The following is a 15080-nucleotide window of genomic DNA, read 5'->3' on the forward strand; positions in this document are numbered from 1 at the left end:
ACAATTTATAGAGTGGTATAATTTAGGATAAATAAGAGAAGTAGATACAGGAGGAACAACATGGAGATATATGATATATTAACACGTTTTTATATTCAAGATATAGAAAAAGCGATATCTTTTTATGAGAATCTTTTAAAAGAAAAATGCTCTTTACGTTTTTCTTATAAAGAAGTTGGATTGGAGCTAGCGCAGGTTGGAAATGTATTATTATTATCTGGTTCTGATGATGCTCTCAAACCATTTATAGAAACAAAATCTACTTTTATGGTTGACTCTGTTGATGAATGGAGAAGTTATCTATTAAATAATGGAGCAGTTCTGATAAGAGATAAGAAAAAAGTTCCTACAGGATATAATATGACAGTAAAACATCCAGATGGTACAATTGTAGAATATGTTCAACATACAAAAAAAGATTAGTTAAAAATAGACTTTGTCAATAAACAACTAATTATAATCTATATTGACAAGCCAAATTTGTTACTTTTAGTTTCAATATATTATAAATCAAATTAGTGTACTCAAAATAGAATAGAAAGTTATTACATAAAGGTGAACTTTATATAGGGTTCACCTTTTTATTCTTTTGAGAGATAGAAAATAATGTACTGAAATAATACAACAAAAATCCAACCTATTCCAGTAGCAAATGCTACAGACTTTAGACCAAATCTTTGAATAAGTAAATAAGAAAGAATTACACGAATTGATATATGTAATATAGTTCCAATTACAGGGATGTTTACCTTTCCACTTCCTCGGTACCAACCAACAAAGGCACTTCCTATAAAACATAAGACATAGAAAATAGCGATAGTTTGCATATATTCTGCACCATTTCTCATAATTTCATTATTTGTATTACTCATCATAAACCCAATAGCAGTTTCTGAAAAAAAGTACATTATTAAAGATAAACCAATTCCCAGACATACCATGATAATCAATCCTGTATAAAATCCTTGTTTTGCCCTCTTTCTATCTTTATTTCCAGTATTTTGTGCAACAAATATAGATATGGCTTCAGCTCCACTATCTCCAAAAGAATTAGCAAAACCTTCAATTCTTGTTGTGGCAGTATATGCTGTAATCATATCTGTTCCCATTATATTTACAGCACCTTGTACTAGTAGTTTTCCAATATATAAACTAGATTGATGGAGAGCAGATATTAAACTATAAGAGATAGTCAATTTTAATAATTTCCATTCAAACTTCATATCTTCTTTTTTAAATAAAAGAAATGAGATATTTTTTCTTATATAAATAAAACAAAGAAGTGATGCAAGTGTCTGTGATAATACAGTTGCAAAGGCGGCTCCTTGAATTCCAAAATTGCATACTGCAACAAAAACTAAATCTAAAACAGTATTCATTATCATTGAAAACATTAAGATAATAAGAGCCGATTTGGTATTACCAACAGCTCTCAAAGTTGCTGATAACAGATTATAAAAATATGTTGCAATGAGTCCACAAAAAATAATATTTAAATAAGATGTTGCTATACTTGCAACTTCATGTGGAGTATTAATTATGTTTAGTAGTGGAGAGAGTATAAGTATTGAGAATATACTTAATATAAAAGTCAGCGTAGCTCCGAAAATAGTTGCTAAAAAAGATTCTTTTCTAAATGAAGATAAGTCATTGGCACCATAAAAATGTGCAAAGATAATTGAAATACCTGTGCAACTTCCGCTTAGTATAAATATAAAAAGATTCATAATAGTACCTGCTACACCTACAGCAGCAAAAGCAGTTTGGCTTACAAATCTACCAACTATAATTGCGTCAATAGTATTGTAAAGCTGTTGAAGTATGTTTCCTAAAAGTAATGGGAGCATAAGTATGAATAATTCTCTTTTTATGTTTCCCTCTGTTAAGTTAGTTGTATATTTCATAATAGCACCTCGTTAAATTTTAAGATACAACTAGTTTACAGTCATATCAAATAATTGTAAAATGCCGTTTTTAGCCATATAATATAAATAAATATTTATATTATGAATTGAGGTGAGTCTGTGACAGAACTTGAAATACAAGCATTTTTGACTGTTATAAAGTTAGGAAGTATTTCTGCCGCTGCTGAAAGTTTATATGTTACTCAGCCAGCATTAAGTAGAAGAATAAATGCGTTAGAAACAGAATTAGGATATAAATTAATTAGACGAAAAAAAGGCATACGAATATCAGAGTTGACAGAAGAGGGAAAGGCATTTGTTCCAATTGCAGAAAAATATAAAAGCCTTTTACAAGAAGCCAAGGCTATAACTAAAATGGATAGGAGTAAAATTCTAAACATATCCTCTATAGGGAGTGTAAGTTCATATATACTTCCAGATGTATTCTCATGCTTTATGAACACATATCCAGAATATAATATAAACTTTTACCACTATCATTCTTATGAAGCATATGATTACATTTCAAAGGGAGAAGTAGATATAGCACTTATTTCTGATGATATGTTTTTTAATAATATAGAGACAATACCAATCTTTAAAGAAGCTATGTTACTAGTAACAAGCTATGGTTCAAAGTACAAGGGAGAATTGCATCCGTCTATTTTGGATGTTGCTGATGAGATAAGGCTTCCGTGGAATCCTGAATATGATTTATGGCATAATTTTTGGTTCCGCTCAACTCTTCAGCCTAAAGTATTTCTAGACCAGATGTCACTTTTGGAATACTTTATGAGACAAGAGAATGTATGGGCTATTGTACCAGTGTCAGTGGCATATCATCTTAAAGAAATATCAAATATTGAAATACATTATATAAAAGATGCACCTCCAGATAGATTTATTTACTACCTAATTAAGGAATCTAGTAAGACGGAAATAATAAATAATTTTTTAGATTTACTAAATGAAAAGTTATTGAAAATTAAAGGGTTAGAGTCTTTAATTAAAAAGTAAAAGTTATATTAAACTCTTGAACTAAAAATTTATTATGAGGTTAAGACATTATTTATGAGGTTAAGACATTATTTTAGAAATAATTATTATCAGGAGTGGAAAAAATATAAGGAAATTATCAAGTATATGAATTATAAAGTATATGATAGTAAATATAAAGTACATATAAAAATAAATTTGTTTGAAAAAGAGCAAGATTCATTAAATCTGATTAAGTGATGATTGATATAATGTTGCATGGATAAAAGGAGGAAAGCTGCAATGTCTTATAAAGTAATTAATGTCATAACAGCTATTGACTATATAGAAGAACATTTATCAGAAAAATTGGATTTAGATATAGTTGCTAATGCTGTTCATTATTCAAAATATCATCTACATAGAACTTTCACATCTTCTGTTGGCTTGACGATGCATGATTATATAAAGCGAAGAAAATTAACAGAAGCAGCAAAACTATTGGTATTTTCAAAGAAACCAATAATTGAAATTGCGTTAATAGCTGGATATGAAAGTCAACAGGCATTCACTTCTATATTTAAAGCTATGTACAAAAAATCTCCAAATAAATATCGAAAAGAACAAGAATTTTATCCTTTGCAGCTAAGATTTGTTTTGAAAAGAGACAATTTATTTTCAAAAAATGTGCTAGAGTTAGAAAAAGAAATTAAACTTGCAAATAAGTCCGATATACCATTATGGATGAATTTAGTGAGATTAGTCATAGATGGATTTCCAAACTTGCAAGAGGAAGAATATATTTCTCAATTGGAACAGTATATTTTAGAAGAAAGAGCTTTGATATTAAAGCTTAATAACACTGCTATTGCCAACATGGTATTTAATAGAGAAACTAGAAGTATTGATTTTTTTGGGGTACATCCACAATATCGTAATTCAGATATTGCACAAGTGTTTTTGAAGAAAGTTATTGAAGATTTCTTGATAGATACAGATATCTCAATTACTACATTTCGAGAAGGTGACAAGGCTGATACAGGGCATAGAGATATGATAAAGAAGTTGGGTTTTGCAGAGGCAGAATTACTTGTGGAGTTTGGATATCCTACTCAAAAATTTATCCTGAATTCTGTAGATAAAAAGGAGAATAAATAGCAAGAATGATTAAAAACTCCAAAACACAATTAAGTATAATGATTCAATACAAGTACTTAATTAACAAGGAGGATTTAAATGTCTGAAAATAAACAGGTAGTAAATTATGATTCTATTGCATCTGATTATGAACATAACATATATGAAAATGATACAGGGTTGTTAACTTTTTTTCCAGATGAGATTGTACATCTAATAGATATAAATAACAAGTTAGAAGATGCTTTTAAGAAAGCTGAAAATCTTGTTGGAAAACTTGATAGAGACTATATGGAAGCCAAAATGTATATGGTAAAAAATCGGGGAGAAATAGACCCACATGAGATGTTTCAAAATGAACAATCACTAAAACAAATAGATAATTATGGAGCTTTTATGGTGAAAGTTCGAGATAAGATTGATAAGATTAAAGATTCGCCATACTTTGCTAGAATAGATTTTAGATTGAAAGATATGGGTGATGAATATAAGTACTATATAGGTAGATTTGCATTTGATTACGAAGATGAACTGTTAATACTTGATTGGCGTTCTCCAATTGCCAGTATGTTTTATGATTATGAAATAGGGAAAGCAGGATATGATGCACCAATAGGATGGGTAGACGGAGAAATAACAAGAAAGCGACAGTTTAAAATTAAAAATGGGAAATTGGAATATGCATTAGAAAGTTCCATTAATATACAAGATGATATTCTTCAAAAGGAGCTTAGTCATACTTCAGATGAAAAAATGAAGTCTATTATTTCAACAATACAAAAAGAACAAAATCAAATTATTAGAAACGATAAAGCTGATACATTAATTATTCAAGGGGTGGCTGGTTCTGGTAAAACATCTATAGCATTACATAGAATTGCATTTCTTCTTTATAGATTTAAAGACAAAATAGAAGCAAACAATGTGATTATCTTATCACCTAATAAAGTCTTTGGAGACTATATTTCCAACGTTCTGCCAGAGCTTGGAGAAGAACCATTATGTGAATTAAGTTTTGAAAATATAGCAGAAGTACAATTAGAGAGAGTTATTAATTTTGAAAGTGAAAGAGACCCATTAGAAATAAATGATGATAAATGGACTGAAAGAGTGCGATTTAAGTCTACGCTCGATTTTGTAAAACTTATGGATAATTATATAAAACAGATGCCTAATAAGATTTTTATTCCAGAGGATTATACTTTTGGAAGCTTCATAGCTAAAAGTGATTGGATACAGAATAGATTTGAGGCATATAATAAATATCCAGTTAAGAGAAGGCTAGAGAAAGTAGCTGAAGATATTCATTATAGATTTGAAACAGATAATATTATGGAAGAGGATTTACCAAGAGTAAAAAGCATACTTAAGAACTTGAATGGAATGTTGACAATAAAAAATACTCTTACGTTATATAAGGATTTTTTTAAACAAATGGATATATCAAATATGTTTGTGATGGCATCAAAGAAAACTCTTGAGTGGTCAGATGTATACCCATTTATATATATTCATGCTGCGTATGAAGGAATACAAGAAGACAAGGTTATAAGACATATTGTTATTGATGAAATGCAGGATTATACGCCTATTCAATACGCTGTAATAAACTTACTTTTTAAGTGTAAAAAAACTATTCTTGGAGACTTTGGACAATTAGTTAACCCTAATCATACTCATACACTAGATGATATGAGACAACTATATAATGATGGAGAATTAGTTACATTAAACAAAAGTTATCGTTCTACCTTTGAGATTATTAACTTTGCAAAAAAAATTCAAGACATATCTTCATTAGAGCCTATTGAACGATATGGAGAAGAACCAGCTTTATTAAAATGTAATAACGAACAAGATGAAATAAATAAGATAAAAACAGAAATTGAAGAATTTAAAAAGAGTGATAATGCTACTCTTGGCATTATATTAAAGACAGATAATGACGCTAAAGCTATATATGATGTGTTAAGAGAAGAATATAGTGTTCACTTAATATCTTCTGAAAGTTCTAGTTTTACAAAAGGAGTATCCATAACTTCTGTTAAAATGTCAAAAGGCCTAGAGTTTGATGAAGTTATTGTACCTTCAGTAAATAATAAAACGTATTATAGTGATTATGACCGAAGCTTGTTGTATATTGCTTGTACACGAGCTATGCACAAACTTAAACTAACATATGTTGGTAAATTAACTCAACTTATAGGTATGTAGATTATATGTTTATTCATTATATGTGTTTATGTATTATAAATGTAACTTACTGCTAAAACTCATTAATAAATCAATAAAAAAAACGTATAAAAAATAAAAGCTATAAATCATATTTAAAATTTTATAATTTATAGCTTTTATAATGTTAATTTATCTCAAAATGAAGTTGCAATTTGAGTTTATAAATTAGAATGAAATAGCAATATATCTATAATAGTTCCTAATTTCTCAATGTTGGTATTATATTATCTATATATTTATTGATTTTCTAAGAAAATCTGATGTTATAGTACGACCCTTTTCCACCATTTCTATTGGAGTACCTTCAAATACGACCTGACCACCATTTTTACCACCATCAGGACCGATATCAATCACCCAATCCGCTTGTTTCAATACATCTAAATTATGTTCAATTATAATTACAGTATTACCTTTCTCTACTATATGCTCAAAAATCAGCATAAGCTTTTCAATATCAGACCCATGGAGTCCTGTAGTTGGCTCATCTAAAATATAGATAGTACCTTTTTTATTGAGGTTTTTAGCTAACTTAATTCTTTGACGCTCTCCTCCAGATAGTGTACTAAGTGGTTGACCTAAGGTCATATAAGATAAGCCAACATCTTTCATAGTTTGTAAGACTTTACAAAGCTTCTTTTCTGTAAAAAATTCAAGAGCTTCATCTACTGTCATAGATAGTACATCAACTATATGTTTGTCTTTATATAATTTTGACAAAACTTCCTTACTATATCTAGTACCTTTACAAGCTTCACATGTATTAATAATAGGGTCCATGAATACAAGCTCTGTAACAAGTACTCCTTTACCATCACAAACAGGACACGCACCCTTTGAATTAAAACTGAATAGACCTTCTTCAATATTATTTTCTTTAGCAAATGTTTTTCTTATCTCATCAAAGAAACCAAGGAATGTAGCAGGTGTAGAGCGGTTTGTAGCTGTAATAGGGCTCTGGTCGATTTTAATAACATCTTTTTCATACTTTTGTGCAAAAACATGAGAAATTAAAGTACTTTTGCCAGAACCAGCTACTCCAGTAACAACAGTCATAATTCCAACTGGTAAGTCTATATCAACATGTTTTAGATTATTTATACAAGCATCTCTAATTGGAAGAATACCTTTTGACTGACGAGCATTAGTTTTTATAGGTAATGATAGATTCATTGCATTTGAAGTAAGAGTGTCTGTTAGAAGTAACTTATCATAAGAGCCTTGGAACACAATATGTCCACCATGTGTACCAGCTTTTGGGCCAATATCTATAACTTCATCTGCTATGGATATAACATCTTTATCATGCTCTACGACAAGGACAGTGTTTCCTCTATCTCTAAGATTTTTTAATAACTGATTCATACGATGTACATCTCGTGGATGCATACCAGTACTAGGTTCATCGAAAATATAAGTCAGACCTGTGAGGCTACTTCCCATATATCGCACAAGTTTTAATCTTTGAGCTTCTCCTCCAGATAAAGATGATGATTCTCTATTTAGGTGTAGGTAGGGAAGTCCAATATCAATCATCCTTTTTAAACCATCAACAAGAGTTTTTATTACAGTTTCAACTCTTTTATCTTTTATTTGTAACAATAAATCATAAAGGTCGGTAAGTTCCATATCACACATATCTGCAATCGAATATCCTAAGATAGTGCAGTTAAGAGTTTCTTTATTTAATCTTTTTCCATGGCAGATAGGACATTCTTCATCTGTTATAAGTCTCTCTGATTTTTCTTTTGTGTGTTTACTCATATTGCTAATATCTCGATTTAGATATGTTTGATTATATTTGTTAAAAATACCTTCTACTTTGGGATTTTCCTGTTTGCCATTTTTATTTTTTGAGCCATAAAGCAATAAATTATATTCTTCTAAAGAATAATCTTTTAGAGGTTTATCTAAGTCAAAAAGTCCAGACTCTGCATACTGCTTCCAATACCATGAATTAGGTTTAAATAAAGAGTCATTTATACATCCTGTATTCAATGAGTTTTCAATATTTAGAATAGATTCAATATTGATTACTTTAACCCTACCAATTCCAGAACAATTTTTGCACATACCATTGGGGTCATTAAAAGAAAAATGTGAAGTTGTTCCTATATAGGGTTCTCCAATTCTAGAAAATAATAGTCTTAATGATGAATACAAATCACTTATAGTACCAACTGTGGAACGTGCATTGCCACCAAGAGGAGTTTGGTCTACGATTACAGAAGCAGTTAAATTATCAATCAGCTCTACCTGAGGTTTTCTATATTTAGGCAGTCTATTTCTGATAAATGAAGAATATGTTTCATTCATCTGTCTTTGTGATTCTGCTGCAATTGTATCAAATACAATACTGGATTTTCCAGAGCCTGAAACCCCAGTAAAAACAACAATTTTATTTTTAGGAATTTTAAATGATATATTTTTTAGGTTATTTTGTGTAAGCCCTTTTATTATAATATTTGACATGAATGTTAAATCCTTTCTGAGTATATTTTAGTAAAGTAATTTTATTGTGTAAGCATATTATAATAAAATTAAAAGCTACTTTCTTGATATATTCTGCTATGTTATAGAAAGTATTTCTAAGTTTAAACAGTCTTACACAATCTGAATAAATAGTAGTTGATAATAGATAAAAGAGTACATAATAGATACTCATAATTGGATAAATATAAAGATACTTATACAATTAAAACGACTTGACATTTAAAACTTACTATTGTAATATTTAAATATTACAATAGTAAGTTTTAAAAAAGAATAAATTATTACCTCACAAACTGAAAGGAGGACATAATGATATTAATAGTTATATTAAGTATCTTCATCATAACTTCAATCAAAATAATTATATTAGGTAAAGAAAATATAAGAGACATTGCTATCCCTTTAATCCTATTTATTGTTAGTGATTTTTTATTTTTGTGTGGAAACATCATATTTAGGGGAGGATTAGTTCTACTATTTATAGGTTTATTTGCAATACCATTGATGTTAATTGCATTTATATGGATTTGTGTACATATGGTTAAGCTTTACTATAAAAAAGCTCTAAATAAAAGAAAAATGATTGGATGTATATTTAGTATCTTTATAAGTATAGGTACTATATTTATTTCTAGTCCAAGTGAAAGTTTTAGATTTAAACTTTATGAAGAAGATTATAATGTAGTAGCTAAAGCTATTTTAAAAGCTTATGATGAAAAAAAGTTAAGCGATGAATGTAATTTTTATATTAAATATGATACAAGTGAATTGGAGAAAATATTTTCTAAAGAAGTAATAAAAAAAATAGAAAAATTAAATAGAAATTTAAATGTAGTTAAAATCTCTGGAGATAAAAATTTAGTCTATTTTTTCTTTGGAGCCGAATTACAATCTGTTGATGGAGTTGTAATTGTTAAAGACTTGAAAGATGCTAAACCAAAATTAGATTTTATCAACAGAAGTATTCAAGCTCCTAGATTGGAGCATATTACAAATAATGTCTATTATTTTAAAGGTGGACTATAACTTATATAGAGGAGATAGTATAAAGTATGAAAAGAAAAAATAATTTTATTTGGGCAGTTATCTTATTGATTGTTATAGCTATAGGAGTATATTATGTAGGAAAAAAGCATAACAATACAAAACAAAAACATGATAAGAATTATATAAACTCTGAATTAAATAAATCCAAAATTGAAAACAATAATCAAAATAAAAAGGAAAAAATTAATATAGTTGATTATAGCTATTGTTTTGAAAATATTAGTGGAGGAGCTATTTTTTATAACAGTAAAAATAAAGAATATAATATATATAACAAAGAGTTAATTGAAACAAGAAGGTCACCATGTTCTACTTTTAAAATAATTTCAACTCTAATTGGTCTAGAAAAAGGGGTAATAAACTCAAAAGAATCAGTTATGGGATATGATGGTACAATTTATAAAAATGAAAATTGGAATAGAAATCTTAATTTAGAAGAGGCATTTAAGGAATCTTGTGTTTGGTACTACAAAAAATTATTAAATCAAGTTGACTCTAAATCTGTTCAAAAAATTCTAGATGATTTAAAATATGGTAACTGCGATATTAGTGAATGGGAAGGAGATTTAAAAAATGGAAAGGGACATTTAAATGGGTTTTGGTTAGAATCTTCATTACAAATATCTCCAAAAGAACAAGCGGAAACAGTAGCAAGGATATTTGAAGGAGATACAAGCTTTAAAAAAGAGCATATTAATATTTTAAAAGATATTATGAAAATAGATGTAAATGATAAAAATATAAATTTGTATGGAAAAACTGGGACAGGATATGATGAAAAAAATCAACGTACAGATGCATGGTTTGTTGGTATGGTAGAAATTAAAGATGATACTTATTATTTTGCTATTAAATCAGATGATTCCAATAAAGAAGTTACAGGTCCAAAGGTAAAAGAGATTGCAATTAATATAATTAAGAAATACTATAATGTCACAAAATAAACTTAATTTTATTTGCGGGTATATCCTATTTAATTATTAAATAATTTTACTAAGTTAAACATAGATAGAGTATAAATTCTATAGTACATAAAATATTTGCTATTGAGTAATAAAATAAATCCTAATATATATTAAAATAAATGTTAATATCTCTTAGAGATTATGCAATGTATTAAAAGTATAAATAAAATATGTTGCATAGTTTTTATTTTACATTATAATCTTAAATAATATACAAAAATATAATAAATGAGATTAAAAAATAAAATAATATTTTAAGGAGCTGAATGTTATGGATAGGCTATTATATATCAGACCTGTATGTGATGAGGATGTTAAATTGATAGAAAACTGGATTAACCAAGAATATATACTTAAATGGTTTAAAAGTTCTGAAGAATGGATAAAAGAAATTAAAGCTAGATTTGGAGAATTTAGATTTGTAAAACACTTTATTGTTATGCATGATAATATGCCAATTGGCTTTTGCCAATATTATGACTGTCTTAGTGCTAATGAAGTTTTTCACCCTGACATACCAATTATAGGTACATTTAGTATAGACTATTTAATTGGAGAGGAAGAATATTTAAGGAAAGGTATTGGAAAAGCAATCATTAAATTACTTATACATAAAATATTTAACGAAACAGAAGCTGAGAGAATAGTAGTGAAGCCAGAAAAAGAAAATCTTGCTTCTTGTAATTCTTTAAGAACGAATAATTTTGAATACGATGAAGAAAATGATTTATATTACTTGAGTAAGAGTGATTTTTTGAGCAAAAGTGACTTAGACTGATTAAAAATAATTAAAAATATAAATGTGTTTATAAAATATAATTTGCCTAATTAAAGCAGGTATTTTAATAGTTGTTTATATTTAGATTTGTGTCACTATAATGTCATTTTAGGTTGATAAAATTTAACCATAAAGGAGATGATTGTATATGGAAATACTAAAATGTGAAAATCTCACAAAAATATATGGTTCAAATCAAACTAGGGTGACAGCCTTAAATAATGTGAATTTATCAGTTCAAAAAGGGGATTTTGTATCCATTGTAGGAGCATCTGGCTCTGGTAAATCTACATTATTACACATGCTTGGAGGAGTAGATAGACCCACATCTGGTAAAATTTATATTGAAGATACAGAAATAGCAAGCTTAAAAGAAGAAGCTCTTGCAGTTTTCCGACGTAGAAAAGTGGGTCTTATCTATCAATTTTATAATCTTATACCAACTCTTGATGTTAGAAAAAATATATTATTACCAATGTTACTTGATAAAAGAAAAGTGGATGAAGATAGATTTTCTGAAATTGTATCTATATTGGGATTATCTGATAGATTAAATCATCTTCCAAGTCAACTTTCAGGTGGACAACAACAAAGAGTATCTATAGCTAGAAGTTTAATCTATAGACCAGCTATCTTATTAGCAGATGAGCCAACAGGTAATCTCGATAGAAAAAATTCAGAAGAAATTGTAGATTTACTAAACTTATCGAATAAAAGATTTAATCAGACAATACTTCTTATTACTCATGATGAGAAAATAGCACTAGAAGCAAATCGTATTGTAACTATGGAAGATGGTGTGATTGTCTCTGAAAAGGTGGTGAAGAAATGAATATTCTTCAAGAATACACCTTAGACTTTGTACGACGTAATAAACGCAGTAGTATAGCTATAATGCTAGCCATATTACTTACTACAACAATGATGTCTTCTTTATGTGGATTGTTGTATACTATGTGGAGTGATTTCGTAAGACTTTCAATAGAGAAAGAAGGTAACTGGCATGGTGAATTATTTGATACTACCTATGGAAGCGACCTATCATTAATTGAAAATTTTTCTTCAGTTGATGATGTAATGGTAAAAGGTCAATGGTATGTAGGAAAAATTAATAATGATAAAAGAGATTATATAATTTATAGAAATGCTACATCAGAATACTGGAACTCCATGCCAGAAAAAGACACTATACTAGAAGGTCGTCAACCAAAGAATGTTAATGAAATTGCACTATCAAAACAGTATTTTGAAAGTAATCCAAGTACAAAAATTGGTGATAAAATTACTATTCCAATAGGAGATAGAACTTTAAATGGAAATTCTCTTGAACCCGTAGCTCCAAAATCAAAAAGCGAGAGTTTTAAAAAAACTTCAGAAGTTACATTAACAATAGTAGGAAAAATGGATGTTGCAACATCATCAGTTGTACCTGCATATACAGCTCTTGGATATTTGGACAAAACAAATATAAAACCAAATGATAATATAACTGTGTACTTACGATTTAAAAATATAAGAGATACATATAAAGAACTCCCAAAGCTTGCTAAGTCATTGGGATGGAAAACTAACGAATATGGAAAATACAATCTTAAATACAATAGCAATTATCTTTTAAAGATGTTAGTCTTTTCTCCAGAACAGAAAGCATCCATGAATAGTATAGAAAAATTTGCAACTCCAATTATGTACTTTACAATAGCAATTTTTACAGTAGCAGTGTTTGTAATGGTGATTTACAATGCATTTTCATTATCAGCAAATGCTAGGCTTACTCAATTAGGGATATTATCTAGTATTGGTGCATCACCAAAACAAATTGAAAAATCTGTGGTATTTGAAGGTTTTTTATTGACTATTATACCTTTGCCAATAGGTTTATTTTTAGGCTGGTTATTGTGTGATAGGCTCATAATTTATATTAATTCAATTAATTCTTCTACAGGTACTCAAAGTGTAGTATATACTTATGGTATTCCTGCTTTTTTACCAGCAGTTTTACTTACAATAATAACAGTCTGGATTTCTGCACTTATACCAGCACGAAAAGTATCAAAGATATCTCCCATAGAGGCAATACGACAAGGAGATAGTATTAAAACAAAAAAATCACATAAATATTCATTAGGAAAGATATTTGGTATAGAAGGAGAACTTGCAATAAATGCACTTTATGCACGCAAAAAATCCTATCGTACTGCAACAATATCCTTAACACTATCTTTTCTATTGCTTACAGGATTTTTGCATATAATCGCAAATCAAGAAGGAGCAGAAGCCGTCTATGGAAGTGATGTCTATGAAGAACAGAGGGATATATCAATCCATTTAGCAAATGGTGAATCTGTAGAGCCTACTTTTATTGAAAAGTTAAGTAAGACAGAAGGTGTAAAGAGTTCATTATATTATCTTAAAATGTCTGCTACTACTTGGCTAACTGAAAAAGATGCCTCAAAAGAGCTTGCAGAAAATGGTGGATTTAAAGATGTAGTTTCATCTAAAAAATACTATCCTATAGAACGTGATGGAAAGTTTCGTATATACTCAGCTATAATTGGGCTTGATGATGATAGTTTTACAGAATACTGTAGACAAATTTCTGTAGACCCAAAGCTATTCTACGATACAGAAAATCCAACTTCAATTGTATATAATAAAGAGGAGGATATTAATCGTAGTACACGAAGAGATAAAGTATATATAGATTATTTAAATCTTTCAATAGGAGACAATCTTAAATTAAATGAAAGAATATCTGATGAAGATAAAGGCGATTATACTTTTAATATGAAAGTGGGAGCTATTACAAATACCCTTCCTCAAATAATAAATACTAATTCAAGATATACATTAATTCAAATAGTACCAATGTCTATAGTACACGAAATATCTAAAAATTATAATGAAGAAGGTAGATTACGTTCAAATAATATGATGGGATTATTTAAAGTAGATAATCGTGAGGATATTCCAAAAGTAAGAGAAAAGCTAGAGTCTATTTACAATAAAGCTTATGGGTCTGGAGATTATAGTATTGAAGATGTCGTAGAAAATGAAGAAAAAGGTGATAGTGGAAGAAAGACTATGAATTTAATAGTAAGCTTCATTACAGGATTGTTGGCTATGATTGGATTATCTAATGTATTGGCCACAGTGTCAGGAAATCTTAGAAGCAGAAGACAAGAGTTTGCCATGTTACGTTCTGTTGGATTATCACCAGATGGTATAAAAAAGATGCTTGCTTTAGAAGGATTATTTTTAGGAGTTACACCATTATTACTTAGTATTCCTGTACAAATAGCAATAGTGTATACTTTTCTGCGTATAAATGAAATACACTTTATAGAGTATTTACCATTTGCACCTTTATCTACAATAATAGGTTTTACTGTATTGATACTTTTTATTGTAATATCATCATATATGATAGGATATAAGCAATTAAAGAATGAAAATATAGTAGAATCTATAAAAAATGAAACAATATAAATAAAAGTTATCTGAATTAATTTAAGGATAACACCTTAAGACTATTGATAAGTATAG

The 15080-nt window shown here is 28.6% G+C and carries 11 protein-coding genes; 9 read left to right on the plus strand and 2 right to left on the minus strand.

Annotated features, from left to right (window positions below; genetic code table 11):
• Nucleotides 1-60: 60 nt before the first annotated feature.
• A complete protein-coding gene (locus tag ACTG45_RS02580; RefSeq protein WP_021382950.1) occupies nucleotides 61-423 on the plus strand; it encodes a VOC family protein in 363 nt (120 codons plus the stop codon).
• Nucleotides 424-581: 158 nt separating this feature from the next.
• Here the strand turns inward: ACTG45_RS02580 and ACTG45_RS02585 are convergent, their stop codons facing one another.
• The gene (locus tag ACTG45_RS02585) at nucleotides 582-1904 is read right to left on the minus strand and encodes an MATE family efflux transporter (RefSeq protein ID WP_479919740.1); all 1323 of its coding nucleotides are present in this window, start codon (nucleotides 1902-1904) and stop codon (nucleotides 582-584) included.
• A gap of 120 nt (nucleotides 1905-2024) precedes the next feature.
• Between ACTG45_RS02585 and ACTG45_RS02590 the strand changes: the two genes are divergently transcribed.
• The 3 genes from ACTG45_RS02590 (at nucleotide 2025) to ACTG45_RS02600 (ending at nucleotide 6230) form a co-directional block, all read left to right on the plus strand.
• Nucleotides 2025-2921 (plus strand): LysR family transcriptional regulator, encoded by an 897-nt coding sequence (locus ACTG45_RS02590; RefSeq protein ID WP_021382909.1) that lies wholly within the window; start codon nucleotides 2025-2027, stop codon nucleotides 2919-2921.
• 261 nt (nucleotides 2922-3182) lie between these two features.
• Nucleotides 3183-4037 (plus strand): helix-turn-helix transcriptional regulator, encoded by an 855-nt coding sequence (locus ACTG45_RS02595; protein WP_479918037.1) that lies wholly within the window; start codon nucleotides 3183-3185, stop codon nucleotides 4035-4037.
• A gap of 78 nt (nucleotides 4038-4115) precedes the next feature.
• The gene (locus ACTG45_RS02600; protein ID WP_479919741.1) at nucleotides 4116-6230 is read left to right on the plus strand and encodes a HelD family protein; all 2115 of its coding nucleotides are present in this window, start codon (nucleotides 4116-4118) and stop codon (nucleotides 6228-6230) included.
• A 249-nt stretch (nucleotides 6231-6479) separates the two neighbouring features.
• On the opposite strand, the gene ACTG45_RS02605 is transcribed toward ACTG45_RS02600, so the two are convergent.
• The gene (locus ACTG45_RS02605; RefSeq protein WP_479919742.1) at nucleotides 6480-8723 is read right to left on the minus strand and encodes an ATP-binding cassette domain-containing protein; all 2244 of its coding nucleotides are present in this window, start codon (nucleotides 8721-8723) and stop codon (nucleotides 6480-6482) included.
• 330 nt (nucleotides 8724-9053) lie between these two features.
• Between ACTG45_RS02605 and ACTG45_RS02610 the strand changes: the two genes are divergently transcribed.
• From ACTG45_RS02610 to ACTG45_RS02630, 5 genes are all read left to right on the plus strand, one after another.
• Nucleotides 9054-9770: a hypothetical protein gene (locus ACTG45_RS02610; protein WP_479919743.1), complete on the plus strand. Its 717-nt coding sequence runs from the start codon at nucleotides 9054-9056 to the stop codon at nucleotides 9768-9770.
• 26 nt (nucleotides 9771-9796) lie between these two features.
• Entirely contained in the window at nucleotides 9797-10735 is a 939-nt protein-coding gene (gene blaCDD / locus ACTG45_RS02615; RefSeq protein ID WP_479919744.1) for a CDD family class D beta-lactamase, read from the plus strand.
• 292 nt (nucleotides 10736-11027) lie between these two features.
• Nucleotides 11028-11534, plus strand: a complete 507-nt coding sequence (locus ACTG45_RS02620; protein ID WP_479919745.1) for a GNAT family N-acetyltransferase — start codon at nucleotides 11028-11030, stop codon at nucleotides 11532-11534.
• 148 nt (nucleotides 11535-11682) lie between these two features.
• Entirely contained in the window at nucleotides 11683-12366 is a 684-nt protein-coding gene (locus tag ACTG45_RS02625) for an ABC transporter ATP-binding protein (protein ID WP_021382952.1), read from the plus strand.
• Nucleotides 12363-15023 (plus strand): ABC transporter permease, encoded by a 2661-nt coding sequence (locus ACTG45_RS02630; protein WP_479919746.1) that lies wholly within the window; start codon nucleotides 12363-12365, stop codon nucleotides 15021-15023. The genes ACTG45_RS02625 and ACTG45_RS02630 overlap by 4 nt, the downstream gene beginning before the upstream one ends.
• The last annotated feature ends 57 nt before the right edge of the window (nucleotides 15024-15080 follow it).

The organism is Clostridioides sp. LIBA-7602 (assembly GCF_056688945.1).

Excerpts from the sequence above, each read along its gene's own strand:
- ACTG45_RS02580 (WP_021382950.1), top strand. The coding sequence starts at position 61 with ATGGAGATATATGATATATTAACACGTTTTTATATTCAAGATATAGAA.
- ACTG45_RS02585 (WP_479919740.1), bottom strand. The coding sequence starts at position 1,904 with ATGAAATATACAACTAACTTAACAGAGGGAAACATAAAAAGAGAATTA.
- ACTG45_RS02595 (WP_479918037.1), top strand. The coding sequence starts at position 3,183 with ATGTCTTATAAAGTAATTAATGTCATAACAGCTATTGACTATATAGAA.
- ACTG45_RS02600 (WP_479919741.1), top strand. The coding sequence starts at position 4,116 with ATGTCTGAAAATAAACAGGTAGTAAATTATGATTCTATTGCATCTGAT.
- ACTG45_RS02605 (WP_479919742.1), bottom strand. The coding sequence starts at position 8,723 with ATGTCAAATATTATAATAAAAGGGCTTACACAAAATAACCTAAAAAAT.
- ACTG45_RS02610 (WP_479919743.1), top strand. The coding sequence starts at position 9,054 with ATGATATTAATAGTTATATTAAGTATCTTCATCATAACTTCAATCAAA.
- blaCDD (WP_479919744.1), top strand. The coding sequence starts at position 9,797 with ATGAAAAGAAAAAATAATTTTATTTGGGCAGTTATCTTATTGATTGTT.
- ACTG45_RS02620 (WP_479919745.1), top strand. The coding sequence starts at position 11,028 with ATGGATAGGCTATTATATATCAGACCTGTATGTGATGAGGATGTTAAA.
- ACTG45_RS02625 (WP_021382952.1), top strand. The coding sequence starts at position 11,683 with ATGGAAATACTAAAATGTGAAAATCTCACAAAAATATATGGTTCAAAT.
- ACTG45_RS02630 (WP_479919746.1), top strand. The coding sequence starts at position 12,363 with ATGAATATTCTTCAAGAATACACCTTAGACTTTGTACGACGTAATAAA.